Here is a 25920-nt window from a genome sequence, read left to right as displayed (position 1 = left end):
GGACCGAGCCAGGTGGAACGGGTCAGAGCGCCGGGTCGGCGAGGCTCCGCGCCCGGTGAGAGCGGGACGGGTCGGAGGGCCGGGCCGGGCGATCAGGCGACCGGTGCGGCAGGAAACCGACGTCGGCGGCCCAGGACAGCGCGGCCGACCACCACTCGGCGCGGGGCTCGGCGAACCGCACTCCGAGCCGGTCGAGCACGGACCGGGTCCACGCGCTGTCGACGACGACATTGCGCTCGCCGAGCTGGGACCAGGTCGAGGCGAGCCGGGCCATGGCCGGATGACTCCGCTCCGCGCGAGCCAGCGCGGCGGCGAAGGTGGCGTCGTCCGTCAGCCGGACCCGATAGCCGTGCCGGACCATCCACTCCACCAGCTCGTCGTGAGCGAGGCTGTACGGCGACTCGACGTGGTAGACGCCCGGCGCCGTGTACGGGTGGGTGGCGAGTGCCGCGATCCCCGCCGCCACCGTGTCCACGTGGGAGAACTCGAACGTCCGCGACGGCCGGCTCGGCGCCGCCCCGGCCAGCACATAGCCACGCACGGTCTGGTAGATCCGATTGTCCGCGACATTGCGCTGGAACGCCCCGGTCCTGCTGTGCGCGGCGATGTGACCGCTGCGGTGGACATACGCCTGGCGGCCCGAGGCGGCCCACGCGCGCACGGTCTCCTCGGCGCGGAACTTCACCCTCTCGTACGGGGTACGGAAGCTCTGCCCGATGCGCAGGTCGGCCTCGCTGAAGCGGCGCGCGGGCCCCTCCTCCACCTCGCCGGCGACGGCCAGCGTGGAGACGTGGTGGAAGCGGGCACCGGGAGTGTGGGCGTCGATCCAGTGGAGCAGCCGTCGCACCGCCGTATGGTTGGTGCTCTCCAGCTCGGCGGGCGAGGCCACCAGACGGACATCCGCGGCGGCGTGCACGACGACCCGTGCTTCGCGGGCCCGGGCGAGCCCCGAGGGGGTCAGGCCGAGACCCTCAGCGGTGATGTCGCCGGCCACCACGTCGGCGCCCCCGAGCCGCCGGGCGGCCTGGGCGTCGTCGTCCCCGCGCACCAGACATGTCACGCGTGCGCCCCGCGCGGCCAGTTCGCCGAGCACGTGTCCGCCCAGGTAGCCGGTCGCGCCGGTCAGCAGCACGGGCACCGGCTCACGTGCCACCCTCCAGTGAGCCCGCCGCGGCGCGGTACCGGTGTGCAGCAACTGGCCGGACGTGGACACCGGTGCCCTGGTGTACGGGGGAGGGCCGACATCCGCCGCGGCGGCCACCGTGCGGGAGAACGCGGCGACGATCCGCTCCGCGCCGGCGTGCGAGAGCCGGGGCCAGGCGTACACCAGGTCGGTCACCAGTCGGCCGTCCACGATCCGAGCCGTGAGACGCAGCCGGTAGAGCGAGTCCCCGGTGAGGCAGCGGGCCACCCCGGCCTGTTCGGCCGCCACCGACCAGTCCAAGGAGGGCTCATCGGGCAGCTGGAAGGTGCCCAGGAAGTTGAACGCCGCCTCGGGGCGCACTCCTTCGGTGTCCATCGGCAACTGGGGCGCCCGCCGTACCAGGTCCTCGACGCCGTTCACGTCCCGCGTCCCGTCTGCCACGTCGATGGCCAGCCATTTGACCGCGGTGAACCACCCCACCGTGTCCAGGTACCACGCGTTGTCACCATCGGTGCCGCGACCATGGGTCTCCACCTCCACACCGAAGCGCCGCTGACCGCTCCAGGCCAGCGTGGCGTCGGCGAACGCGGCCAGCAGCACTGCTTCCAGGCGCTGGGAGCCTCCGTGGCGTTCGACGAGCCGGCTGGTCGCCCGCTCATCGAGACTCCAGACCAGGGTCACCGGTTCGGTGCTCGACGCGGCGTCGTCCACCGGGAGCGGGGGCGCGACCGCCGGGTGCGCGGACCCGGCCCGGGGCGCGGCCGCGGCCCACCGGTAGAAGTCGGCTGTCGGCGGCAGCTCGGCTTGCTGCCCGGACAGCGCGGCCCGGTAGGCGGCAGCGAGATCGTCGAGCAGGATGCGCCAGGACAGTCCGTCGACGACGAGGTGGTGGGCGATCAGCGCGATCCGGTCGTCGACGCCCTGGCCCCCGGCGAACAGATGCACCCTCAGCAGGCGCCCGGCCTCCGGGTCGAGGCTGCGGTGCAGCTCGGTGCAGACCGCGCCGACCGCTTCGGACAGCGGATCCTCCTTCGCCACCCGTGAATGGCTCACCGTATCCAGGTCGCCCGCCGGTCGGAGCGCCCCGAGGCCGCCGGGGCCCAGAGGCCGGCGCAGCGCCGTGTGACGCTGGAGCACGGCTTCGACAGCACGCGACAGGGCACCGGCGTCCACTCGCTTTCGGCACCGCAGCAGCACGGACTGGTTCCAGTGCCGTGGTTCGTCAATGGGCTGCCGGAACAGCCATCGCTGGCCGGGGGCCAGGGTGTGCGGCTGGACGGCCGCTCCGGTAGGCGGCTGCGGGCGCCGGGAGGACGAAGCGACCGCCGCGAGGCGGGTGGGCGTCGGATGGTCGTAGAAGTCCTCGAACGCGACGCGATGGCCGCGCCTGCGCAGGAAGACGATGGTGCGCATCGCCAGGAGGGAGTCTCCGCCCAGGCCCAGGACGTCGGCGTGCCGGTCCACCGCGGGGAGACCCAGGGCGTCCGCCCACAGCTCACACAGCGCCAGCGCCAGTGCCGGCGCCGGCTGCGCCGCGGAGTCGGGGCGCGCCGGGGCACACGGCCCGGGCCGTACGGTGCGGGCCCGGGACTCGATGAGGCCGTACACGACGTCGTCAAGCCGCGGGCGGTCGAGTTTCCCGTTGGCGCCGAACGGAAATCCGGGCAGTGCGAGGATCGGCTGCGGCACGGAGTGGTCCGGCAGCCGGTCGCGCAGATGGAGGTGGAGCGCGGCGAGCGTCTCGTCCTCGTCGCACTCGTCGGCCAGACGTACGGCGGCGAGGAGCTGGCTGCCCGACGGGGTGGCCCGTACCAGCACCGCGCCCTGGGCGACTCCCGGGAACTCCTCGATGAACCGCTCGATCTCGGCGGGGTCGACGCGAAAGCCCCGGATCTTGACCTGGCGATCCGAGCGGCCGACGAAGACGAGGTTGCCGTCCGCCCTGCGGCGGCACACGTCGCCCGTCCGGTACATCCGAAGCCCTTCGTGCGCGACGAAGCCACGCGCCGTCTCGTACGGACGTCCGAAGTACCCGGCGCTCACGCCCGCGCCCCCGATGTGCAGCTCGCCCTCCGCGGCGTCGGACACCAGGGGGCCCGGCACGAGCCGCAGCTCCACCTCGCCGATCGCGGTGCCGATGGGCACGGTGGCCTCGTCGGTGGGCAGCTCGTCAACGGCGGATGCCAGGAAGCAGGTGGCGCCGACGGTCGTCTCGGTCGGCCCGTAGTGATTGGCGACTCGCTTGGCGATCCCGTCCCGGAGCAGGCGAGTGGCGAGCGACCGGGTGAGCGCCTCCCCACCGAGCAGCACGGTGTCCAGGGCAAGCGTGTCCGGCGGCCGCCCGGCCAGCAGTGCCGTCAGGTGCGAGGGCGTCGTCTTGAGCACCGACACCCCTGCGTCGCCCGTCGCCTTCCAGAACGCCTCCGGGTCCCGTGCCTGCGCGTCGGACACGACGTGCACGCAACCGCCGGTCGCCAGCGCGAGCAGCCAGGAGGTGTGTCCGAGGTCGGCGGCCAGGGTGGTGACATGGGCGACGCGGGGAGCGTCGGCGTCGCCGAGGCCGAGCCGGCCGCTCAGGGCGAGCGCGTAGTGCACCGCGTTGGCGTGGGTCACCGCGACAGCCTTCGGCTCCCCGCTGGACCCCGAGGTGAAGGACAGGTAGGCGAGGTCGTCCGGCGCGCAGGAAGGCGCGACGGCCGGCTCGGCCCGGGCGTCCGCGGCGAGGGCGTCGATGTCGACGTCCTCGGTGCGGTACGGCTCGGGGGCGCGCAACTGCGGTGTGGTGGTGAGAACGTGGCGCGCCTTGACGGCGTCCAGGCGCCGGTGTACATCGCGCGGGCTCCACCCCGGATCCAGCAGGACGGCGACGGCACCCGCGCGCAGCACGCCGTGCAGCAGCGCGAACATGCGGGCGTCCCGGGGGCCGAGCAGCGCCACCCGGTCACCGCGGTCGGTGCCGAGGCGGGCGAGGCGGGCCGCGATGTGGCCGGCCGTGGTATCGAGCCGACGGTAGGAGAAGGTGCGGGGTCCGTCGCTCAGAGCGGGCCGGTCCGGGTGGGTCAGCGCGTGGCGTACGAGCAGATCGGGCAGCGAAGCGGGAGAGCGCATCGCTCGCGTCATGGACGTAGACCTCCGGTGGTGGCGTTCGGGGCGCTGTCGCTTCCGGCGGCCCGGGCGAGCGGCGTGAGGTCACCGGCGATGTAGGCGGTCAGCTCCTCGTGCGGCGAAAGGCGTCCGGCCAGCTCCCAGCCGAGCAGACGGTGCAGGCCGTCGAGGTGGACCAGGCCGTCGCCGGTGGGGAGGCCCGCGTAGTGGTCGTGCGGCACCGGGCGGGTGGTGAGGTAGACGGAGGTGAACGGAGAGGTGCGGAACCGAGTGAGTTTGGCGGAGCAGACGGGGTTGGCCGCGGTGAACTCCGTCTCGTGCGCGCGCAGCAGGTCCGCTGCCTGGCCGACGGTGAGGCCGGACCGCGGGACGAGCTCGCGCCCGCCGCCTTCGCTGAGGTGCCAGGGCAGCAGCACCGAGCGGATGTCGGTACGGGACAGCCGCACCGTCGACCACATGCCGAAGGTCGTGTCGGCCAGACGCAGCGCGCTGTCCGCGTCCTGGTTGGTGTTGGCCTCGTGCACCCGTGTGGCGGGATGGTCCAGGCGGAAGCGCGTGCGCACCTCATCGAAGGTGATGGGGCCGATGATCTGCATCCGTACTGTCCTTTCTCACGCCGGCCGGGCGTACTCGGTGAAGTGCTGCTCCGCGAACAGCTCCGGCCACTGCCCGCGGCCCAGACCGATCGCGCGAGCCGTGGCCAGCATGTGCCGCCAGTACGGTTTCACAGGCCGCCAGCGCGCCCCGGTCTGGCAGTACGACGCGTCGACGAAGTAACGGGGCAGCGTGCCGGGTGGGCTCGGCGCCGGCCTGCGGCCGTGCAGGAGAGCGGAGTTTATGAGCACGGTCGAGCCCGGCGGAAGTTCGTCGATGACCACCTCGCCGGACAGTTCGGTGGTGCCGAGGTGGGCCGGCGCGGGCCTGCCCCGGAGCCGGCGATGGGAGCCGGGCACCACGGTGAGGCTGCCGACCGTGCCGTCCAGGCCGCCCAGATAGTGCAGCGCATGCACCATCACCAGGTCGGGATTGCCCAGGTCGTTGGGCTCGTAGTCGTGATGCCACGGCTTGCCGGGCGCCCCGGGGGCGTGCCGGTCACTGTGCAGGTGGTGGAAGACGAACGGCGCGCCCATAAGGTCCGCGATGATCCGCAGTAACGGCTCGTGAACCAGGAGTTCACCATGCGCGGGCAGCTCCAGCTCCATGACGGGCGGTGGATCGCCGTCGGATCCGGGGTCGAGGCAGACCGCGATCGAGCGTGACCGCAGTCCGTCGTCCACCCAGCGGTCCACCTCGGGCACGAGCCGGTCCTGCAGCGACGCGGGCAGCAGACCGGGCAGGACGAGATAACCCGAGTGCGCGAAGGACTCCCGCTGCGCCGGCACCACCCCGCCGCCATCCAACGATAATCGCATCTACCACACCTTTCGGTAACCCAGAGTGGCGGGTGGAGCTGCTGCCGCCGTGACCCGGGTCGGGCGGCACCGTCGTCCATGAGGTCGTCGTACGCGAGAGCGAAAGTGCGGAATCTTCAGCGCCACGGCCACCCGCACCGCCGGCCGCCCTGGGCGCCGGCAGTCTCCCGACGGGTCGTACACCGGGGCGGCCGCGGGCACTCACCGCCGGCGGCCGGGAGCTCCGCCATCCTCCGGACCGCCTCCAGCGGCCGAGGCAAACGCTGGACGGCGGCCGCGGCGACTCACCGGCAAGAAGGCCACCCCGCACCGCCTCGATCTCGGCCCGCATCGCCGACAGTGCAAACGGCTGTTCGGCGCGGACCGTGGCGATCACGGTGTTCCGTCGGTCGCACAGCCGCTCCGTGCGTCCTCGGTGACGCGGAAGGCGTCGGCCGGGAGGGGGCCGACCAGCGATTCGAGCGCCTTCGACGCCTGTTCCCGCATCCCGTCCACCGCGCTCTCAGCCGTAACGACGCGGGCCGGCCGTCATCTCCTGACCGGAAGCGGCCCGCTACCCGGACACCTCCCAACCTCCCTCACACGCATACCTCCGCCACACGGCGCAGGCAGAGGCGCACGGATCGCAGAAGAAGCAGCTCATATGCCGACGGCATGACCCATACGCCCGCACTGCGCCCGTACGCCATCATGCGCCGAGGCGAAACCCCATGGCCCGTGGCCGCCGGGCATACCCGTGCGTCCCGCACGTCCTGGGCCCCGCGCATGGCTGTGCGCACGGCCCGCACGGGCCCGTGCGGGGGCTCAGACCTGGTAGAGGCCGGGGGCGAACAGGTCCAGATGGTCCGCGATCCACTCCGACGTGTGCTTGAGCCCGTCCTCCAGGGAGACCCGGGGCCGCCAGCCCGCCCAGTCGCGTGCCCTGCTGTTGTCGGAGAGCAGACGCTCGACCTCGCTGCCCGAGGGCCGCAGCCGCTCGGGGTCGACGGCGATCTCGGCGTCCCGTCCGGAGGCCACGATGAGTTTGCGGGCCAGGTTTCCGACGGAGATCTCCTGACCGCTGCCGAGATTGACGACCAGGGCGCGGTCGCAGTCGGCGAGGGCGAGGAAGCCCTCGGCGGTGTCCGTGACGTATGTGAAGTCGCGCGTGGGCGTGAGGGAGCCGAGCCTGATCCGTCGGGTACCCGAGTGGAGTTGGGCGAGGATCGTGGGGATCACGGCGCGGGCCGACTGGCGCGGGCCGTAGGTGTTGAACGGCCGCACCACCGTGACGGGCAGGTCGAAGGCGTGCCAGTGCGACAGGGCCATCATGTCGGCCCCGATCTTCGACGCCGAGTACGGCGACTGGGGCTGGAGGGGATGGTCCTCGTCGATGGGGGCGGTGCGGGCGGTTCCATAGACCTCGCTGGTGGAGGTGTGGACGAGCCGGCGGACCTCATGGCGGCGGCACGCCTCGGCGACGTTCTCGGTACCGGTGACGTTGGTCTGCACGTAGGCGCCGGGCGAGTCGTAGCTGTAGGGGATGCCGATGAGGGCGGCGAGGTGGAAGACGGTGTCGCAGCCCGCGACGGCGTCCATGACGCGCCCGGCGTCGCGGACGTCGCCCGCGATCATCTCGACGTCGTCCGTCCGGTGGCGGAGCCCGGGCGACCGGATTGCCCGCGAGGGCGTTGCGGGTGGCCTGGAGCGCGTCGGGCCCGGTCTTGACCAGCAGATGGACGTCATGGCGTCCGCGCCAGCGGTCCGCCAGCCCCACCGCTGCCTCGGTGAGCCGGGCGGCGCCCAGGCTGCCGCCGTTGAACACCACCAGGCGGGCTCCTTCGGGCACACCGAGTTCGCGCCGGGCGGCGGGCCGCAGAGCATGGCGGTCGAGGCCGGCCAGAGCGGCGGCGATGGGCATCCCGGTGGTGACGGCGCCGGGGAGGTGGCCGGTGTCGAAGGCGACGGCGATGTGCGGGGTGAGGCGGGCGGCGAACCGGTTGGCGCGCCCGGGAACGGCATTGGACTCATGGATGACGCTCGGCAGCCCGGCCATACGGGCGCCGCACCGCTCCGGAACCGTCGGGCCCCGCCGCGCTGTCGTTCGGGGATCTGGTGGTCGATCCTGCGACCCGTACGGGCACGAGGGCCGGCCGGCCTCTGGAGTTCAGCCGGACCGAGTTCGCGCTGCTGGACGTGTTGATGCGGCACCCGGGCCAGGTGCTGCCGCGCGAAGTGATCCTGGAGCTTGTGTGGGGCCGTGACTTCGGGCAGGATTCCAACTCTCTCGCGGTGTACGTCGGGTATCTGCGGCGGAAGCTGGAAGCCGCGGGCGAACCCAGACTGGTGCAGACGGTGCACGGGGTCGGCTACCGGCTGGCCGGGTCGTGAGTGCGCGGCGCCGGCTCGGTGCCCGGTGGCGCAGGCGACGGCCGCTGCGCACCCGGCTGGCGGTCGCCGCGTCCGCCGCCGTCGCTCTGGTCGCCGTCGGGGTGTGTTCCGCCGCTTTCCTCGTCATCCGGTACGCGATGTACCACCAGCTGGATCTGAACCTGACCCAGTCGGCGACCCTGGCGATCCAGCAGAACCGGGACGAGGGGCCGGGTGTCCTGGCGGGTGAGTGCCGCTTCCTGTCCGCGCCGGCCTGCGCCCAGGTCGTGCCGGCCGACCCCGCCGACGACCCGGCTCGGCCGTACCTGCTGCCGGTCTCGGCGCCGGTGCGGGAGGTGGCGGCGGGCCGGCGCGCCGCATACGTGAGCAATGTGCCGGTCGGCGCTCACCCCGGCCGGATGCTGACCACGCCTGCTGACCACGCCGTTCGGCAAGGGCGAGGCGCTCCAGGTCGCGTTGCGCGCCGACACGGTCGCCAAGGGGGTGCGGCAGGCGGCCGAACTGCTCGTCGCGGTGGGTGCGACCGGGGTGGCGCTGGCAACCGGCCTGGGCTTCTGGGTCTCGCGCACGGGGCTGGCCCCGATCGCCCGGCTGACGGCGACGGCGGAGCGGATCGCCGCGACCCGGGACGCGCGCCACCGTATCGAGCTGCCTCCCGGCCCGCCGGACCGGGAGGACGAGGTGACACGGCTGGCGGCCTCGTTCAACACCATGCTCGGGGAGCTGGAGCAGTCGGTGACGGCGCAGCGCAGGCTGGTCGCGGACGCCTCGCACGAGCTGCGGACGCCGCTGACCGCGCTGCGGACCAACGCGGAGCTGCTCGTCAGGGGCGACCGGCTGACCCCCGCCCAGCGTGATCGGGCTTCCGGGGCACTGGCCCGCCAGCTGCACGAGGTGACGGGACTGGTCAACGATTTGGTGGAGCTGGCGCGGGACGAGGAACCGCAACCGCTGGTGGAGGACGTGCGCCCGGCCGCGCTCCTCACGCACGCCGTCTCCGCAGCCCGGGCGCACTGGCCGCGGACCTCCTTCCACCTGCGTACGGACGAGGCGGCGGAGCGGCTGACCGTGCCCGGGGTCCCGTCCCGGCTGTCCCGGCTGCTGACGAACCTGCTCGACAACGCGGCCAAGTTCAGTTCGCCGGGCGGCACACCGGTGGAGGTGGAGCTGGTGGGTACGGAGCTGTCCCTACGGGACCACGGCCGGGGGATCGCCCCCGAGGACCTGCCGTACGTCTTCGACCGCTTCTACCGCGCCGACTCCGCGCGCACCCTTCCCGGCTCGGGGCTCGGGCTCGCGATGGCCCGGCAGATCGCGCGGGCGCACGGCGCCGAGCTGACCGCCGAGAACGCGGCGGGCGGGGGCGCGCTGTTCCGGCTGCGGTTCCCCGGGCCATCGGCGGACGCGTCCGGGCTCCCCACGACCGAAGGAACCCCTCCCGGATGAAACCCGACGTCACTCGGGCCCACGTGCCCGAGCTTGAGAGAAACCCGAGTCGGTGACGCCCGCAGACTCACGGGGGCAGGACCTGGCGGTCGCAATCGGGGGAGTACGTCGAATGGGCAGCGCACCTCACGAACGCCCGCGATGCATGACACCCGGGACCGGATCATGAGCGGGCGGGTCAGCACGCGCGAGGCCACCTTGTACAGCTGTCTGGAGCCGCCGTTGGACGGTGTCGCATGCAAGCGCATTTCGTCTCCGCGTACGACAAGCGGACTGTTGTGCGAAAAAGCGCGCGGAACACCTGTTACCCGGCCTGGTCACTCCGCCGGCCGAGTGCGCCACGCGCCATGAGAGGTGGCGCGCCGGAGCGCGGGAGGGCTCGCCGCGGAGGGGCGACCGGGTGGGTGTAGCGGTCAGCGAATGTCAGGGACGCGTCGGCAGCATATGCGTGCCCTACGAAAGCGACAGTTACGGATATGTCCGTAACTGGTAACGAGGTGGGGTCGGGCTTTCCGGTACGCCCGCGAGGCGGCAGAGTCCGGGCCCTCGGCTCAGCACCGGGCCGGGACCCGTACCGCTCGCACCAGCTGACATCGGCTGGTGGGGCACTGTCATTGAGGAGACATCACCCATGTCTGCTTCTTCGACCACCCGCCGTACCGCCACGACCGTCCTCACGGCCGGCGCCATGGTCTGCGCCGTCGCCCTGCCGGCCTCCGCCGCCCATGACGGAGGCCGCCACCGGACGCCGAAGGTGGAGATCAGCCGTGTCCAGGCCGACAGCTCCGGACGCGACGACCGGACCAACCGGTCACTGAACGCCGAGTGGGTCGAGATCACCAACACCACCCGCCACGCGGTGAACCTCAAGGGCTGGACCCTGCGGAACGAGGACGGCCACCGCTACCGCTTCAACAACGTCCGCCTCGCCAGCCGCTCCAGCATCCGCATCCACACAGGCGAGGGCCGCGACACCCGCACCGACCTCTACCAGGACCGCCACACCTACGTGTGGGACAACCGCTCCGACACCGCGACCCTGCGCGACGACCGCGGCCGCACCGTCGACAACGAGTCCTGGGGCCACCACCGCCGCTGACCCGTACCCCGGTGCCCCGGCCCCCTCCCCGCTCGCCGGGGAAGCCGGGGCACCGGCGCGTCCCGGATGGATCCGCTCGACCTTGCCGCTGCTTCCGCGGCGCGGTCGGATCCGCCGTGAGGGTTGCGTCGTCGCCTTCACCATCGGCGCTGTCCGATCCGGGGTCTGCGACCGCTTACAAAGGGGCCATGCCGCTGGTGACCGTGACGCGGGATGGTTCGGGGAGCTCGAAGTGTCACGGCCGGGCAGGTCGGAGATCACCGAGTCCCACGAGGCCGCTGCGACGTTGTCGGGGAGTCGGCGGGGTGCAGGATCCATGTCCATGGCCCGGCGCGGCCCCTGGGCTTCAGCCGGTGGCAGCGCATGTGCATGGCCTGGGAACGTGTATGAGTAGTGTCTGTTGGATGGACAGTACGCTGAATCTGCCGACGGAAGAAGATCTGGAGCTGGTCGAGTTCGCCCAGCGCGTTGTTGAGACCAACGGCGATGGTGAGGTGCACACCGTTGGGGCAGCCGTGCGAGACGCACAGGGCCGGATGTTCGGTGGTATCAACCTCTATCACTTCACTGGCGGACCTTGCGCGGAGTTGGTGGCGCTCGGGCATGCGCGTGCTGCGGGAGCACGTGACCTGACGGCGATTGTTGCCGTCGGTGACACGGGGCGCGGCGTGCTCGCGCCGTGTGGCCGGGACCGGCAGGTCCTGCTGGACTACCACCCAGGCATCCGCGTCCTGGTGCCGGCAGCCGACGGCATTCGCAGTGTCGCGATCACCGACCTCCTGCCTCACGCTTATGTCTGGGGGGAGCAGTCCGCAGCGTCCGACGGAGCGCTGTGCTCGGCCGCGATACAGGCCCTGCACTTCCACCCCACCTATCTCGATGCTGTACGCACTGGGCGGAAGACGACCACGGTGCGGTTCCGCGACCCAGTAGAGACGGGCCCGGTGAACATGGTGTTCGAGTTGGATGACGAGGTAGTGCTGTCCGGTGTGGTCACAGGGATCACTTCCAAAAGCGTTGCCGAGTTGACCGAGGCGGACGCTATCGCCGACGGGTTTCGCGATCTTGCCGAGCTGCAGGACAGGCTGCGCTTCCACTACCCCGACATCAAGTCAACCGATGCCGTCGCCGTCGTTCACTTCCGCCTAGCACGTTGACTGCGTCCGCCATCGAGCGAACGAGGCGATCGGCCTTCCTCATGCCGCTCCTCGCAGGGGTCTGCCGCCCCAGCGGATGGCTTTCTCGCTGCGGATGCGGGCACGTTCGCGTCGCTGGCCGGTGAGTACGTCGGGGTGGCGCGCGTTCCTGTTGCGCCAGCGCAGGTAGGCGTGCAGGGCCCTCGTCTGAACGGTGTGGTCGGGGTGGTGGGAGTTGGCCAAAGAGAACTGCCGCAGCGGCCCGAAGTGAGCCCGAAGGGGGTCGGCGCCCAGGACGCGTAGGTCGGGGTGAAGCACAGCTCGACCCTGTTCTTGGCCGCCCACCGCCTCATCCGCCAGTTCGTATGGGCGGAAGGGTTGTCAAGGATCACGCAGATCGGAGCGCCGTCCGGACGAGCGGCCCGGATCGCCCGCATGGCCGCCCAGGTGTGGTCGATGCCCTTGCGGCGCCGGTCGACGCCCCACATCTGGTCGTCAGCCAACGGAGCAGCAACCATGGAAGGAGGTAATACCGTGGGTGCGGCGCAACGTCGCCGGCAGCCGGTCGGGACGACGGCGTGCGGCCCAGCAGGCGCCCGCCATCGGACGGATGCCGAGCGGGCCGAACTCGTCGCAGGCGAACGTGCGGTCGGGCCGCTCGTTGCTCGCGTACTCGATCCGCTCCAGCTTGGGATGGCCAGCCCCACGGACCGGGCACCAGGCCCGGTGGGGAGTTACCGGCCGCAGGCGGGGGAGGTTGTACAGGGCACATGCATAGGGCGACCGCACCTGGGCCGCCCGCACGGACTGGGCGCGCAGATCCAGAGCCCTGTAGTGCTGCAACGCCGGTCAGCGCTCGGGTGAGGGGGCCGTGGAACGCGGCGGCCCAAGCCGGCGTGGTCTCGACACCCTTTCGTGAGGCACCGTTGCCGCGCCGGTGTGCTGGTGCCGCTGGCACACCGGGGGCTCGGCGCGAGCGAGTGGTTCAGCTGCGCAACTTCTCAGTACCGAACCTGGACCGGATGCCCGTTGTCAGTGGAGTGCGCTTTCCTGTCCGTCATGGAGCTCACGCAATCGATGCTGAATGACCTGCTGGAACAGATCGCCGCCCCGAGTGGATCTCTGCACCTGTCCCTGGACACCGACCCGCACATGCTCGTCGGCAGGCTGTCCGACCGATACGGGGCACCGCGGACCCTGGTCTTGGACGGCTTCACGGACCCGGCCGTGGACGAGTCCCGTGGCGCGGCTCTTCTCACTGTCCTCGAGGGCCGGGGCGAGACGATCCGGGCCTGGGCCTACGGAGGTCAGTGGATCGGCGCCGGGACCGCGCGGGACGCGCGAGGGGTCGTCCGGCCCGTGCTGGCGACCGCGCCGCGGCGAGTACAGGTGCCGGCTACCGGGGGGACCGGCCGGGACGAGGACTGGGTCGAGCGGCTTACCGCCATCACGGCCTGGACCTCGCCGCCGCAGCGGCCGGACGTCGACTGGGCGCAGGTCGAGGCAGAGGTGGGCACGCCCCTTCCCGGGGACTACAAGCGCATGGTGGAGATATTCGGGGAAGGCGCCTTCGACGGGTACCTCACCCTGAACCAGGAGCCGTGGACCCACCTTCGCGAGGATGGCCTGCTCATCTGGGCAAGTACGGAGCATGAGAATCTGTACTGCTGGCGAACCGAGGACAGCACCGACCCAGACCGCTGGCCTGTCGCCATCCGGACCTTCGACGGCGACCTCGCACCCTTCGACTGCTCGGCTGCCGAGTTCATCTGCCGCATCCTCCTCGACGAGCACCAACCGTTCACAATGGCCCACTACTTCGACACCCACTGGTTCATGACCTACCGCGAGGACGAATGACCGTGGGCAGCACGAAACATCGTCATCAGTCTCTGAGGCAGCCACCGCCAGGCCGCAGTTGAAGGACCTGACCAGCTGGGCGGAGATCCACGCCGCCCGGTTCAGTTGCCCCTTTCCTGCCCTTGGTGTCGCAGCTGCACTCAGTCGTCGTAGTGGAGCCGCTGGCGGGTCCAGAGAGTGAGGTCGCTGCTGGTGGCGATGGCCAGGGTGAGGCCGGAGGGTGAGAATCCGGCGGTGCGGAGTTCTGAGTACTCCGAGTGGAAGACGTGCCACCATGTTTCTCCCGCTGGGCCTTTGTTGGCCCCGCCGTCTGCGGAGAGGATGACGCGGTCGTGGGGCCATTCCGGGCTGACGACGTCCAGGGTCCAGCCGTCGGGGGTGGTGCTGTGCAGACCGCCGCCGAAGATGCCGGCGATGCGGACCTGGGTGCCTTCGAGCGGCCCGAGACCGGGGCAGGCGAGGTCTGGGTGGGCGTCCGGGGTGCTGGTGTCGGGGTCGGGATCCCGGTCGCGGGCGATCTTCTCGCCGGTGACCGTGTCGAAGAGCCCGTGGCCGTCGCTGGAGACGACCATGACGAGGTCGTGCCCGCTGTCGGGGTGGACGGCGAAGCCGATGCCGAGCAGGCCGCCGATGGGAGTCGTGCGGTCATGTACCGGCCGCCACGGCTCCGGGGCCGGCATGACGGGGGCGGCGAGGTAGCGCTCGCGCAGCTTCTGCTGGTACTCCGTGATCAACACGTCTCCTCAGTGCGACTCGCATCGGGGTCCTGTCGCGCAGCGGCCCACGTCGACTCGAATGCACGCCGGTCGAATGCATGCCGGGTGATTTCGGCAGTGCGGCCCGCGTCCTGGCACGCGTGCAGGCCGCCCTTCGAACGGACTGCGTACTCCCGCTCGCAGGCGGCCATCGCCGCGAGGTCGGCGTGGTCCCGGGCCTTGGCGGCCTCCGCCGGACAGGCCGTAGTCACGGGGGGACGCTGAGGTCCTTGCAGGTCGGCCCGTCGTAGGGCCCATCCTTCGCCGTCGAGTTCGAAGAACGACCGGGTGTCACTCCGGTCGTCGTAGGCGCGAATCCACGGGGTCATGTGCGTAATGTTCTCTCGTTGGGAAGGTGCGGGCCTCGGCGGGTCTGTGCACCAGATGATCTCCGGCCTTGCGGCTGCCGGGCTGCCGTTCCCGGCTTGTCCTCTCAGCGGGGAAGACCACGCGACTCGCTGGTTCCTGGCCGGGGGCGCCCTCCTGCTCGACGACGGCACGGCCGCTTTGGGGGCGAGCCGTTGGGAGGGAGCGAGACGTTCATGTGCTGCGGATGCGGCAGTTGGAACGGCTGCTGAAGGTCGTGCGTGAACGGGGTGGAAACGTGCCCGGTGGCGGCGGGCCGTGTTGCCTTCCACTGGCGGGCCAGGTGCTGGTGACTGTCTACTACCGCACGAACCTCACCCTGCGGCAGCTCGCGCCGCTGTCCGGGGTATCGCCCGCGGCGGTCTGCCGGGTCATCCAGCGGCTGCGTCCGCTGTCGCGACCGAGCCGGCCACCCGTTCGGCCAGCGCGGTCGAGCGGCTGTGGATCGTGCCGTCGGTCGCCGGACCGGGGCGGCCCGGCTCGATCCTCCTGGACGCCGTCGCCGTCTACCAGGGACCTTCCTGACCTTCGACGTCGGCGTCCGGGTCCGGCAGTTCGGGGCAGCGCGACCGTTCGTCGGCAGCAAGGCGGCGAATCCGCTCCTCGCCGCAAGGAACATGCGCTAGCGTGGCGGCCACGGCGGAAAGAGGACGGACGGTCAGGGTGGCGGCGGGACCGAAGCGGTGCTCGGCAACGATGAGACCGGCTTACCGGCGGGGGCACGTGTCCCTTCAAAGGCCGGCCGACCACGCGAGCCTTGCAATGGCCAGGAGCGAGGCCGCACCTGACGGGCCCGGGCACCTGCTGATCCGGACGGGCCTGCAGACGCCGCTGAAACCACTGGAAAGGCGTCGTCCCCGGCGCCGCCTCGCCGGTTCAACCGATGCTTGTCTGCCCGCGTCGAGACGCATCAAGCCAAGATCAGGCAACCGAGTTGATTGGATCACTCAGGCACTGATGATCCGGCAGTGCGGTGGCATGGTCGTGCTGTGGGAAGTCGATGACGAGCCATGGGCGGTGCACGCTGCGCCGTGGAGAACGACCGCACCACTGCCCCGAGCCGGAGGGTGCCCCGGAAGGTCCGTACCGGCCCGCCCCGAACTGTGAAATCAGGGGTTGGTGGAAGGTAAATGCGTCGACATCGCCCCTCGGCACCCGGCAAAGTGGCAGCCGTGACGAGCAGTGAGTTGTGGACCCGTGCGATCGCCGACCGCTACGACGCCGAGGAGACAGGAATGTCCTCGGCTGCCGTTCTCGGACCGACTCTCGCCTTCCTCACCGAGCTCGCCGGAGGTGGCCGGGCACTGGAGTTCGCCATCGGGACCGGACGAGTGGGCGTCCCGCTCCGGGAACGCGGCGTGCCGGTAGTGGGCATCGAACTGTCCGAGCACATGGCAGCGGTGCTACGGCGCAAGATCGATGAGGTCACGCTGCCGGTAGCCATCGGGGACATGGCGACCACCGTAGTTCCCGGCGAGTTCACCCTGGTCTATCTCGTCTACAACACCATCACGAACCTGCTCACGCAGAACGAGCAGGTCGAGTGCTTCCGCAACGCCGCACGTCATCTGGAGCCCGGCGGCCGATTCGTCATCGAGCTGGGCGTGCCGCCGCTGCGGTTCCTGCCGCCCGGTCAGGTCGCGGTGCCGTTCGACGTCTCTGATCAGCATCTCGGCTTCGACACCTTCGACCTGGTCGAGCAGATCCTCGTCTCGCACCACTTCACCCGCGACGGCGACGATGGCCGCTACCGTCGCGGCAACTCCCGGCACCGCTACGCCTGGCCGGCAGAGCTCGACCTGATGGCACGGATCGCGGGGCTCGAACTGGAACGTCGCGTCGCGGACTGGGACGGGGCACCGTTCACCCAGGACTCAGCGAAGCACATTTCTGTGTGGCGCAAGCCAACCTGAGGCCGGGCCAGCGGGCTGTCAACGTAAACCGTGCCTGCCCTGCAACCTCTGTCGGGAGTTCGGGCGTCGCCAGCAGACCAGTGCGCATCCGAGAGCGAGGAAGGCTTCGTGGATGTCGTCGAGTATCTCCCAGCGGATCCGCAGGCGGCGGACCCAGCGCAGGTGGGCGGATGCTCGCTCGAGGGCCGAACGTCGGGCGCCGCGTCCTGAGCCATGCGTCCGAGCCGTCCTGGACAGCCCCGTTCACCGGTCTGAGCCCCCCGCGCCTTCGGCAGGTTGGTGACCGCGCTGCGTCGCAAGGGTGCCGACGCCCCGGGCCGGGGCCGGCCGTGGAAGCTGTCGTTGGAGGACCGGGTGCTCCCGGTCGCCGCGTACTGGCGGACGGACTTGAGGTTGAGGCAACTGGTTCCGCTGTTCGGGGTGTCGAAGTCGGCTGCGGACCGGGTGATCGACGACCTCGGCCCGAGGTTCGCGCTGCGTCCCCGCCAGCGGTTCGCCAAGGACGCGGTGCTGATCGTGGACGGCACCCTGGTACCCGACCGGGATCACAAGGTGGCCGAGCAGTCGAAGAACTATCGTTGTTCCACCAATCATCAGGTGGTCATCGACGCCGGCACCCGTCTGATCGTGGTGGTCGGCCGGCCGTTGCCGGGCAATCGCAACGACTGCCGGACCTGGGCGGAGCCTGGTACGAAGGACGCTGTCGGCAACATGGTGACCATCGCAGATGGCGGCTACCCGGGTACCGGCTCGTCATGCCGCACCGCCGCCGCAAGGGAGAGGATCTGCCCGACTGGAAACAGGCTCACACCAGGCCCCACAAGCAGGTTCGATCCCGCGTCGAGCGCACCTTCGCCCTCACCGGATAGCCCCACCACGCGGGGGAGCGGGGTCGCCAGCGGGGCCGGCCTTACCCGAATGGCTTCGCCCGGTGACGGTCAATAAAGTCTGCACTCCCAGGGCTCGATATCCGGTTCCCCAGGAGGCAGCTTCCCGGTGCAGTATGAGTAGAGGTAGGTTGCGGCCCGGCGCTCCGCGTACTTTTCATTGACCGGTTCGCCGTGCTCGTCCAGTTCGAGAACGTTGGCGAAGATCGCGACGCAGACCTCCATCTGGGAGGGCGACTCGCGCAGCTCTTCCCAGTAGTCGATCCCGTCCAACATCGGGTGGCCCACCGACCCTCGAGCAAGCCATCCGGCGAAGCGTCGCAGGGCTCCCGACGCGCCATGACTGAGATGCGAAGACATGCCAGGGAATCTAGTCCCACTCTTCCCGGGTCGACCCCCTGGCCCCGCCTTAGAAGTCATCTCATTTGGTGGGTCTGCGGTAGCAGATCAGGGTGCATGCGAGGCTTGTGCAGGCGAGGAAGCGCTCAGCCTTGCGTCGACCGGGACCTCGGCGGGATCGGATCGGCGGTATGCCTTTCACGAGCGGGATCAGGGCCTGGCTGTCGTGGACGTTGGCACCGGAGATACCGACAGACAGGGGCAGACCGGTCCGGTCGGTGATCAGGTGGTTCTTCGAGCCGTACTTGCCCCGGTCGACAGGATTCGGACCCGTCAAGTCCCCTTTTTCACTGCCCGCATGTCCACCGAGCCGATCGCACAGCGAGATGGCCTCTTACGGCTCCAGCCCTGATCTCTTCGCGCCGGGCGTTTCCCTTGTCTCGTCGTGGAACACCGGCGACCGACCACGCCTCCGACGAGATCTAGGGCACGTCGATGGCAGCCCCGCACGTCACTGGCGCCGCCGCCCTCCATCTTTCGCAGCACCCGCGGAGCGGTCCGGCCGAAGTCGCCGAGGGCCTCGCCGCCGCAGCCACCCCGGGCTTCGTGACCGGACCCGGATCCGGCTCCCCGAATCCGCTCCTGTACGCCGGTGACGGCACCACGCCGCCGCGTGGTCGCCCTTCGCCGGCCTCTGCGGCCGGAGTGCCGTACGTGCTCACCGTCCACGCGTCGTACCGGCTCCGCCTGGGGGGAGAGGAAGACGTCCAGGACTCCGTCGCCGACCTTCGGCCACGCGTTGCCCCAGGTGTTGCGTGCCGGTGCGACCCGTACGGCACGGGCACGCCGCCGGAAGGCGCCGGACTCGGCCCGTAGCCTTTCGGCCTCCGGCGTGTCCCCTGTCCGGCTCGCGTCGACATCGTTCAGCCTTGCTGTATCGGCTCGCCCACAGGGGGCGAGGGCCCGGAGATCAGGTCCTCGCTTCGAGTGCCGCTCTGGTCGCCGGGCCGTAGACCCCTCTCTCGTCTCCCGTGATGCCGTATCGGTCCTGGAACGCGCCCACCGCCCGGGAGACCGGGCCGTTGTACCGCCCGTCTATGGGGCCGTCGTACAGCCCGATCCGGGAGAGGCGGGACTGGACGTCGTTGACAGCGCCACCTCTGTCGCCGCGGCGGAGAACGGGGTGGGGGGTCGGTACCTCCGTCGGCTTGGTCGGGGGCGTTGCCGTAGTGGGTGGCACCGGCGTCCGAGTCGCAGGCGGCGCCGTGGGCGCGGAACCTCCGGACTGGTTGGCCGGGCCTGTCGTGCCGGAAGGTTCACCGGCTTCTTCGGAGTCGGCCGGTCGCCCCTGCGCGGACCGCTGGGGAGCGGCAGTGGCAGAGACCGCGCCGGGGGCCGGAGAGGGAGGCGAGGGCGGTGTGGTCGTGCTGCCGGTGGTCTCCTCTGTGGCTTGGTTGCTCGGCTCGACGACCTCTAGCGCGGTCGACCGGTCCCGCTCCTTGCCGCTGGTTCCATCCGACGAGTGCCATACGGCGGCCGCCACCGCGAGCGTCCCGACCACCGTGGCCACCGCGGTCGCCATGCGCGGGCGGTGGCGCGGGCGGTGGCGCGGGCGGTGGCGCGGGCGGTGGCGCGGAGCGGCATGCCGACCAGGCTGCGGTCTCGACACGCTGACGGTGACCGTGGGCTTGGGGCCGTGCATCACGATGAACACTTCGCCCGAAGGCTCGGCGCCCCGGACGCTCGACAGCCGCAGTGTGTCAGCCGCCTCCGCCTCGCCGGATTCCGTGCGAGCCGTGACATAGGGCCTGATCCACTGGTCCGCGAAGTCGTCGTACTGCTCCGGGTTCGAGGTGCCCCCTACGCGGTACCCGTCCCGATAGCAGGGGCACGGTTCCCCCCAGCCACACCGATGTGCGTTCACTGCCCTCATCTCAAGTCGATTGCTTTTGCCCCACCGGCTCTGTATCACCCCGACGTGCGGCACGGGCTCCGCAACCTGGACCCGGCGAAAGCCTGCTGGCAGGAGTGAACACGTCAAGGCCTGCTCACTCGTGGTCACGAGTCAAGGGAAGACCTCACGCCGGGTCCTGGGCGAAGGGCGCGGTATGGCGCAGTGCGGGGCGGGCGCCATACCGGCCGGTCGAGCTCGTGGGGAAAGGGTGGCCGGGGATCCTACCGGCGGTGTGCCCTTCGGGGTGAGCCGGTCGCGTTGCGTCGCCGGAGGAGGAGGAAGCCACCGGCCAGCGCCGCGGCACTGGCGGCGGCTATGCCGATCACACCGGTCGCCCCAGTGCTCGGGAGCGAGGACCCGTCGGTCTCCGTCTTGTGGTCAGTCGTACCCGGGCCGGTGTCGTCGGCGGCCGCGGCGGCGGGTGCGTCGCTGGTCGGGGCCGCACCGGCCTTCGTGGAGACGGGGGCGGAGGGCGAACTGGTGGAGGTGGAACCGGGCGAAGGCGCCGAGGGGCGTGGGGGAGAGGCGGCACTGCCGGTGGCCGTGGGGCGCGGGGCCGGTGCGGCGCCGGCGGCCGTACTGGTGATGGCGATGTCGTCGATGAAAAGGACCGCCTCGGAAGCTCCGGCCCTGAGCCTGGGTCCCTTTTCCGGGCGCCAGCCGGGTCGGTAGGCGCCGATCCGGAAGTGCGGCGGTTGCCCGCGGTGGTAGTTGTTGGCGCCTTGGTGCGAGCCCACGGTGGCGCCGTCCCGGGTGACGGTGATCGAACCGGGTGTGTTCGGGGAGGACCAGGTGATGTCGAAGGTCCACTGGTTCCAGTGGCCCAGACGTGCGGTCCCGAGCGGGATGATTTTTTCCTGTACTTGACCGCCGCTCATCCAGTGGACCTTCAGGCGCCAGTCGCCGCCGTGGATCGAGAGGGCCAGGACGGGTTTGATCCGCGGATCGTCGTCCTGGGTGCTGAACCACTGGGTGACGATGGTGTCGAAGTCCTGCTTCTGCCAGTCGCCGGGGAGGTAGTTGGCGAAGCTGAAGCGATGACTGCCCGCGTCGAGGCCCTTGATCACCAGCTCGGACTTGAACGAGCTGCCGTCGTTGGGGAGGTTGACGCGCGCGGCCTGCCCAGATTTCCCTCCGGGCGCGGGCCCGACGAGAATGCGGCCGGCGCCTTTGAGCGCCATGTACGGCAGCTTCTGGGAGGACGACTCGAAGTCGTACGAAACGGAGTCGGCGGCAGCGGCCGGGGAGGCTGCCCCCACACCGAGGACCAACAGAGCGGTGGTGCATGAGATCAGGAGGCGTGCGGGGCGGCCGACGGATGGCAGCGGATTGGCGATAGGCATGGGCGTTTCCTCGTGCAGAGCGGAGACTTCAGCCAGTGGTCGATGGGAGAGCGGAAGGCGAAGCCGGAGAGCGGACAGGCGGAGATCGCGAGGGCTGGCAGGCCGATCCCTCGGCTGACGCGGCCCGATACGAAGGACAGTCCTGGGCCTTCGGACGCACTGTCGCGCCGCGGAGCCCACCCTCCGGCAGCGCGCTTCAGGCGCCCTCCCGGTGGTTGAAGTGCGTTGACCCTACTGTGTGGCAACGGAGGAGAACTAGTGAAGAACGCGACCCGCTTTATAACAAACCGCTAACTTCACCCGTGAGACGCCTGGTTGGGGAGTCACGACGGCTGACGGAGGTCCTCAATGGTCGTGCACCGGTCTGCACAGGGTGCAATCGGCCCGCTGCCCCGTCGGCCGTCGGATGAGGCGGGCGTGCAGTAGGGGAGCGTATGGGGCCGCTCGCGGGGCGGGTACACCACAAGCTCCACACGAGCGCTGCGCCGTTGCTAGCCCGTTCCAGGTGTGGGAGAGGCCGCCATGCAGCGGGCGGGCACCCCGCCGCTTGTCCCACTGCTACCCACTGATACCCGGAGACGCCGACTTCGCCGCCCCCATGTGAGTGCGGGCGGCTCGGTGGCGCCGAGATCCCGGCCCAGTGCCCGGAGGCCACGGGAAAGTGCGCGGGGCGTCGCGGGCCAGGCGAGACCGTACGGACACTCCCTAGGCGTCCCGGCGGGCGAAGACCGTCCCCGCGACGGCCGTTGCCCCCACTGTCCACAGCAGCAGGACCAAGCCGCCGACCGACGGCGTGAGGTCGCCCGACTCCTGGTGGACCTGCATGAGGCGCAGTCCGGCTCGATCCGGCAGGAATCGGGCCAGCGGGCGGAGCCGGCCGGACGCGGCCAGCATGCTCGACACCACGAAGAGGGCGGGGAGCAGGATGCCGAGCGCGGCGGTGGGGCGGCGGACGAGGAAGGCGACCGCCGCGGCGCAGACGCTGATCAGCGCCGCGTAGGCGCCCGCTCCCGCCACCGTACGGGCGAGGACGGGCACCGGCAGGCTGCCGAGTTCGGCGCCGAGGGCCCATGTACCCGCCAGGAGCGACAGCGCACCGGTGATCGTGCCCCACGCCAGACCGACGGCCGTCAGCACCGCGCACTTCGCCGCGAGGAATGTGCTGCGGCGCGGTACCGCCGCCAATGAGGTGCGGATCATTCCGGTGGTGAACTCCGAGCCCACCGCGAGGACGGCGAGCACGACGACGGCGAGCTGGCCCAGCTGCATGCCCGCGAAGGACAGACCGACGGGGTCGAAAGCCGCGCGGTCCGCCGGGTCGGCGCGCCGGAACTCGGGACCTACCAGCAGGCAGAAACCCACCCCGGTCGCCACCGTGACGACGGTCCCGGCTGCGAGCAGGGCAAAGGTGGACCGAAGGGAGCCGATTTTGATCCACTCGGCGGCGACGGCATCAGGCACGAGCACGGTTCCTCTCCGTTCCGGGTACCGGGGCCGGCGTGGACGCGCGGTACTCCGCCGCATCGTCCGTGAGCCGGAGATACACGTCCTCCAGGGCAGGGCGTTCGGGTGTCAGCTCATGGACCGGGTAGCCGTGTGTCGCTGCCAGATCCCCTATCTGCGCGCAGGACAGCCCTGTGACCACGGCCTCCGTACCCGAGGCGAAGGCGCCGCCGGGCCCCGTGCGGGCGACCGTTGCCCCCGCTGCCCGTAGCTTCCCGCTCAGTTCTCCGAGTCGGGGCGAGAGCAATCGAACGGCTGTCCCGGCGGTCGTCACGAGTTCGGCGAGCGGCCCGTCCGCGAGCACCCTGCCGCGCCCGATCACGAGGACGTGGTCGGCCACGATCGCCATCTCCGCCATGAGGTGGCTCGACACGAGCACGGTCCGCCCCTCGTCGGCGAGCGCGCGTACGAGCGTGCGGAACCAGCGGATTCCCGCGGGGTCCAGACCATTCACCGGCTCGTCCAGCAGGAGCACCTCCGGGTCGCCGAGCAGTGCCGTCGCGATGCCGAGACGTTGCCGCATCCCCAGGGAGAACCCACGCACGGGGCGGCGGGCGGCGTCAGTCAGACCCACGACGTCCAGCACCGCCGCCACACGGTCACGCGGAATGCGGTGCGTCCGCGCGAGCCAGGCCAGGTGGGCCCGGGGGGTGAACGCCGGGTGCACTGCCGACGCGTCCAGCAGGATGCCCACGGAGCGCAGCGGAGCCGGGAGGTCCCGGTAGGGCACCCCGAGGACGGTGGCGTCGCCCGAGTCCGGGCGCCCCATGCCTGTGATCAGGCGCAGCGTGGTGGACTTGCCCGCCCCGTTGGGGCCGAGGAAGGCGGTGACGCGTCCCGGGGCGACGTGGAACGACATACCGTCCAGGACGCGCTTGCCCTCGTACGTCTTCACCAGATCGCGTACGTCGATCATCGGGCGCCCCCGGTGCTCAGGTCGATGGTGCGGTCGAGCAGGCCGTCGTCGAGGGCCGTGTGGGAGACGCACACGATGGTCACGCCATCCCGCTTCCGTCGGAGCAGATCGTTGTGCACAGTGGAAACGGCCGACGCGTCGAGGCCGTTGAACGGCTCGTCGAGCAGCAACAGCCGGGGGTCGTGAGCAGTGGCACAGACGAATCCCGTCTTCTTGCGCTGGCCGAGCGACAGTTCCCCGACCAGGACGTGTTGCTGCCCCGAGCCGACGCCGAGTGCGGCCAGCCTGTCCATCAGCGGTCCGGTCCGCACACCCCACAGACCGCCGACCAGCGACACCTGCTCGCGAACCGTGAGATGGTCGTAGAGCGGAGGCGGTTCCTGGAGGAATCCGCGCAACGCGCGGACCGTTCGATCGCCGGGCGGGCGGCCCCCCACGACGACCATGCCGGAGAACGGTTGTGTCAGGCCCGCCAGCACGGACAGCAGCGTGCTCTTGCCGCAGCCGTTCGGGCCGGCCAGACGGACCGCGTCGCCCTGTTCGATCCGGGCGGTCAGGCCGCCGAGCACAGAGGTGGTGCCACGCCGCACCACCAGGTCCTTGATCTCGACGGCCGCCGATGGGGCTGCCGTCACCGCTCCGCGGGTCATGTCGTTCCTCCCTTTTCCTGCCGGCCCCTTTGTCCGGATGGCGGCGCCGTCGGCAGGTCGTGGCCGGCCAAGCGGTGGGCACCGACCGAGGCGATCGTGAGTGAGGCGGTGAGCAGAACCGCATCGAGGGCCCGGGCGATCCCGACCCCGGTCACCTTGCCGCTCAGGTGCAGAAGCGCCACGAGGGGCAGGGTGGCCGTCGCGGTCACGACGCCCTCGACGACATCGGCCGTCGGTGGCCGGGTGACGCGCCCGCCGGTGAACGACTCGGTGGCCGGGACCAGATACCAGGTCACGACGACGGAGCAGCCCGCCGCGGCAGCGACGGCCAGCAGCAGGAGTACGGCCACCGGCCACTGCGCGCCCCGAGTCCCGCACAGCGCTGCCGCTCCGAGGCAGAACGGCGCGGTCAGCGCGAGCACGGTCAGCGCCGAAGCCACCGCCTTGGCCACGGGCCACGCGCCGGTCGGGCCGGGGGACTGACGCAGCACGTCCCAGCAATCGCGGTCCGCCTCGATGCCGGCCACCTGCATGGCCTCGCCGGTGGCGAGGAGTGCGGTGGCGGTGAACAGCCCCGCCAGCGCAGGGCTGTTCAAGTGCCAGGGTGTCGTACCCGACTGGACAGCGGCTCCCGCGCACGCGGCCCCGACGAGCAGGCTCAGGCGCTGTAGCCGTGCTGTTCCACCGACCACGGCAGGATCGGCGCGCCGCAGCCGCAGCCAGGTAAGGCGCAGGACAACTGCCAGGGCGTGACGGCGTGGGGAACGGCCGGGGGACCATTCGAAGGTGAGGGTCGCCTTCCCGTGTGCGAGGGGGGCGCGGGCAGGCTGGTTCGCCTCACGGCTGTCGCGCCGCTCGGTCGCCCGGATCCGTATCCACGTCAGCAGCGCTGCGCCGGCGACCACTGCCGAGTAACCGATGCCGGCGCACCAGAGCCGTTCCGGAGCGTGCAGCTGCGTCCACAGGCGGGGGCGGCTGTCGGTGACGGCTTGGCCCAGACGGCTCACGAGATCCATCTCCCTCGCGTGTGCCGTGCCGCCCAGCGCCTCCACGAGGGGGGCGGCGAGTACGCCGACGAGCCAGCCGACTGCCGCGGCGAGGACTGCCCGCGGCAGGTGCGAGACCCTGACGACGCGGACCATGAACAGGCTGACCAGCAGGATCCGCAGGCTCGCCGCGCAGGTGGCCGCGCCGCACAGATGCACCAGCGCGACGGGGAGCAGGCTCCGTCCGGCAGGCGTCGCCGCGAGCCACGGCACCGCGACGGCGGCGGCCGCGGTCACGAGCGCGAGCGCGATTCCGGCCGTGGGCAGGACGAGACGTGCGGCGATCAGGTGCCCCCGCCCGATCGGCAGCGTCCGTAGGACCGCCTCGTCCGGGGGCACCACCAGTGACCGGCCCGACGACGGCTGGACCGTGACCAGCTGATGCAGGACGCACAGCACGGCAGGTGTCCACGTCCAGGCCGCGAGGTCCGCGCCGGACACCGCGGTCGCCGGCGCGAGCGCCCCGAGGGTACGGCCGAGCAGGATCATCGAGCCGAGACCGGCGGCCGATCCGGCGCACACCACGAGTGCGGCGACGCGACGGCGGGTCCGCCCCTGTTCGGCGGGGCCCGTCATGAGGTTGAGGCGCCTGCGCGCGTCGGCCACGCACAGGGCCGCGACCTTTCGCTGCCAAGAGACTTTCCCGGCCCGGGACCGTCGCCGGAACGGTTGCCTA

General features: G+C 71.0%; 16 protein-coding genes and 8 pseudogenes. 9 read left to right on the top strand and 15 right to left on the bottom strand.

Translation table 11 applies throughout. The annotated features are described in order from the left end of the window. Positions 1-22: 22 nt before the first annotated feature. From PUR26_RS09585 to PUR26_RS09565, 5 genes and pseudogenes are all read right to left on the bottom strand, one after another. Positions 23-4264, bottom strand: coding sequence for an amino acid adenylation domain-containing protein (locus PUR26_RS09585; protein WP_329871129.1), 4242 nt, complete (start codon positions 4262-4264; stop codon positions 23-25). Further along, complete coding sequence (locus tag PUR26_RS09580; RefSeq protein WP_329871127.1) at positions 4261-4845, bottom strand: DUF6309 family protein; 585 nt, start codon at positions 4843-4845, stop codon at positions 4261-4263. The genes PUR26_RS09585 and PUR26_RS09580 overlap by 4 nt, the downstream gene beginning before the upstream one ends. A 15-nt stretch (positions 4846-4860) precedes the next feature. Further along, a complete protein-coding gene (locus PUR26_RS09575) occupies positions 4861-5661 on the bottom strand; it encodes a phytanoyl-CoA dioxygenase family protein (protein WP_329871125.1) in 801 nt (266 codons plus the stop codon). Positions 5662-6465: 804 nt separating this feature from the next. After that, positions 6466-7281: pseudogene (locus tag PUR26_RS09570) on the bottom strand (GDP-mannose 4,6-dehydratase); the annotation flags it as partial. A gap of 13 nt (positions 7282-7294) precedes the next feature. After that, positions 7295-7726 (bottom strand): annotated as a pseudogene (locus tag PUR26_RS09565) (UDP-N-acetylglucosamine--N-acetylmuramyl-(pentapeptide) pyrophosphoryl-undecaprenol N-acetylglucosamine transferase); the annotation flags it as partial. On the opposite strand from PUR26_RS09565, the pseudogene PUR26_RS09560 reads away from it, so the two are divergent. From PUR26_RS09560 to PUR26_RS09545, 4 genes and pseudogenes are all read left to right on the top strand, one after another. Next, a pseudogene (locus PUR26_RS09560) lies at positions 7702-8031 on the top strand (winged helix-turn-helix domain-containing protein); the annotation flags it as partial. The pseudogenes PUR26_RS09565 and PUR26_RS09560 sit on opposite strands and share 25 nt — an antisense overlap. After that, positions 8028-9477 (top strand): annotated as a pseudogene (locus PUR26_RS09555) (sensor histidine kinase). The pseudogenes PUR26_RS09560 and PUR26_RS09555, both read left to right, overlap by 4 nt. Positions 9478-10108: 631 nt before the next feature. Further along, entirely contained in the window at positions 10109-10576 is a 468-nt protein-coding gene (locus PUR26_RS09550) for a lamin tail domain-containing protein (RefSeq protein WP_329871123.1), read from the top strand. A gap of 404 nt (positions 10577-10980) precedes the next feature. Beyond that, positions 10981-11733, top strand: a complete 753-nt coding sequence (locus PUR26_RS09545; protein WP_329871121.1) for an ASCH domain-containing protein — start codon at positions 10981-10983, stop codon at positions 11731-11733. 39 nt (positions 11734-11772) lie between these two features. Here the strand turns inward: PUR26_RS09545 and PUR26_RS09540 are convergent. Then, positions 11773-12402, bottom strand: a pseudogene (locus tag PUR26_RS09540) (transposase); the annotation flags it as partial. Between the two features lie 369 nt (positions 12403-12771). Here PUR26_RS09540 and PUR26_RS09535 point away from each other — a divergent pair. After that, entirely contained in the window at positions 12772-13572 is an 801-nt protein-coding gene (locus PUR26_RS09535) for a hypothetical protein (protein ID WP_329871119.1), read from the top strand. A gap of 140 nt (positions 13573-13712) precedes the next feature. On the opposite strand, the gene PUR26_RS09530 is transcribed toward PUR26_RS09535, so the two are convergent. After that, positions 13713-14306 carry a hypothetical protein gene (locus PUR26_RS09530; RefSeq protein WP_329871527.1) on the bottom strand — a complete coding sequence of 198 codons (594 nt, stop codon included), beginning with the start codon at positions 14304-14306 and terminating at the stop codon, positions 13713-13715. Between the two features lie 574 nt (positions 14307-14880). Here PUR26_RS09530 and PUR26_RS09525 point away from each other — a divergent pair. The 3 genes and pseudogenes from PUR26_RS09525 to PUR26_RS09510 all read left to right on the top strand — a co-directional run. Continuing rightward, positions 14881-15167 (top strand): annotated as a pseudogene (locus PUR26_RS09525) (helix-turn-helix domain-containing protein); the annotation flags it as partial. Between the two features lie 698 nt (positions 15168-15865). Beyond that, complete coding sequence (locus tag PUR26_RS09520; protein WP_329871117.1) at positions 15866-16606, top strand: class I SAM-dependent DNA methyltransferase; 741 nt, start codon at positions 15866-15868, stop codon at positions 16604-16606. A 170-nt stretch (positions 16607-16776) separates the two neighbouring features. After that, positions 16777-17463, top strand: a pseudogene (locus tag PUR26_RS09510) (transposase); the annotation flags it as partial. Between the two features lie 81 nt (positions 17464-17544). On the opposite strand, the gene PUR26_RS09505 reads toward PUR26_RS09510, so the two are convergent. Continuing rightward, positions 17545-17853: a DUF7677 family protein gene (locus tag PUR26_RS09505; RefSeq protein WP_329871115.1), complete on the bottom strand. Its 309-nt coding sequence runs from the start codon at positions 17851-17853 to the stop codon at positions 17545-17547. A gap of 130 nt (positions 17854-17983) precedes the next feature. Continuing rightward, positions 17984-18219, bottom strand: a pseudogene (locus PUR26_RS09500) (transposase); the annotation flags it as partial. A 108-nt stretch (positions 18220-18327) separates the two neighbouring features. Here PUR26_RS09500 and PUR26_RS34640 point away from each other — a divergent pair. Next, entirely contained in the window at positions 18328-18708 is a 381-nt protein-coding gene (locus PUR26_RS34640; RefSeq protein ID WP_443077021.1) for a hypothetical protein, read from the top strand. Positions 18709-18802: 94 nt separating this feature from the next. On the opposite strand, the gene PUR26_RS34635 is transcribed toward PUR26_RS34640, so the two are convergent. From PUR26_RS34635 to PUR26_RS09475, 6 genes are all read right to left on the bottom strand, one after another. Beyond that, positions 18803-19414, bottom strand: a complete 612-nt coding sequence (locus PUR26_RS34635) for a peptidoglycan-binding domain-containing protein (protein WP_443077020.1) — start codon at positions 19412-19414, stop codon at positions 18803-18805. A gap of 593 nt (positions 19415-20007) precedes the next feature. After that, entirely contained in the window at positions 20008-21129 is a 1122-nt protein-coding gene (locus tag PUR26_RS09495) for a heparin lyase I family protein (protein ID WP_329871113.1), read from the bottom strand. Between the two features lie 705 nt (positions 21130-21834). Next, on the bottom strand, positions 21835-22590 hold the full coding sequence (locus PUR26_RS09490; RefSeq protein ID WP_329871112.1) for an ABC transporter permease: 756 nt from the start codon (positions 22588-22590) through the stop codon (positions 21835-21837). Next, positions 22583-23548, bottom strand: coding sequence for an ABC transporter ATP-binding protein (locus PUR26_RS09485; protein WP_329871110.1), 966 nt, complete (start codon positions 23546-23548; stop codon positions 22583-22585). Before PUR26_RS09485 ends, PUR26_RS09490 begins: the two co-directional genes overlap by 8 nt. After that, positions 23545-24198 (bottom strand): ABC transporter ATP-binding protein, encoded by a 654-nt coding sequence (locus PUR26_RS09480; protein WP_329871109.1) that lies wholly within the window; start codon positions 24196-24198, stop codon positions 23545-23547. Before PUR26_RS09480 ends, PUR26_RS09485 begins: the two co-directional genes overlap by 4 nt. Then, positions 24195-25850 carry a hypothetical protein gene (locus tag PUR26_RS09475; protein ID WP_329871107.1) on the bottom strand — a complete coding sequence of 552 codons (1656 nt, stop codon included), beginning with the start codon at positions 25848-25850 and terminating at the stop codon, positions 24195-24197. The genes PUR26_RS09480 and PUR26_RS09475 overlap by 4 nt, the downstream gene beginning before the upstream one ends. Between the last annotated feature and the right edge of the window lie 70 nt (positions 25851-25920).

Source organism: Streptomyces sp. SP18CS02 (assembly GCF_036322365.1).
Lineage (GTDB): Bacteria > Actinomycetota > Actinomycetes > Streptomycetales > Streptomycetaceae > Streptomyces.
This window is presented reverse-complemented; position numbering and strand designations above follow the sequence as displayed.

Coding starts and splice junctions, on each gene's coding strand:
- PUR26_RS09480 (WP_329871109.1), bottom strand. CDS start 24,198: ATGACCCGCGGAGCGGTGACGGCAGCCCCATCGGCGGCCGTCGAGATC.
- PUR26_RS09585 (WP_329871129.1), bottom strand. CDS start 4,264: ATGACGCGAGCGATGCGCTCTCCCGCTTCGCTGCCCGATCTGCTCGTA.
- PUR26_RS09550 (WP_329871123.1), top strand. CDS start 10,109: ATGTCTGCTTCTTCGACCACCCGCCGTACCGCCACGACCGTCCTCACG.
- PUR26_RS34635 (WP_443077020.1), bottom strand. CDS start 19,414: ATGGCGACCGCGGTGGCCACGGTGGTCGGGACGCTCGCGGTGGCGGCC.
- PUR26_RS09545 (WP_329871121.1), top strand. CDS start 10,981: ATGGACAGTACGCTGAATCTGCCGACGGAAGAAGATCTGGAGCTGGTC.
- PUR26_RS09505 (WP_329871115.1), bottom strand. CDS start 17,853: ATGTCTTCGCATCTCAGTCATGGCGCGTCGGGAGCCCTGCGACGCTTC.
- PUR26_RS09535 (WP_329871119.1), top strand. CDS start 12,772: ATGGAGCTCACGCAATCGATGCTGAATGACCTGCTGGAACAGATCGCC.
- PUR26_RS09575 (WP_329871125.1), bottom strand. CDS start 5,661: ATGCGATTATCGTTGGATGGCGGCGGGGTGGTGCCGGCGCAGCGGGAG.
- PUR26_RS09580 (WP_329871127.1), bottom strand. CDS start 4,845: ATGCAGATCATCGGCCCCATCACCTTCGATGAGGTGCGCACGCGCTTC.
- PUR26_RS09495 (WP_329871113.1), bottom strand. CDS start 21,129: ATGCCTATCGCCAATCCGCTGCCATCCGTCGGCCGCCCCGCACGCCTC.
- PUR26_RS09485 (WP_329871110.1), bottom strand. CDS start 23,548: ATGATCGACGTACGCGATCTGGTGAAGACGTACGAGGGCAAGCGCGTC.
- PUR26_RS34640 (WP_443077021.1), top strand. CDS start 18,328: ATGGCAGCCCCGCACGTCACTGGCGCCGCCGCCCTCCATCTTTCGCAG.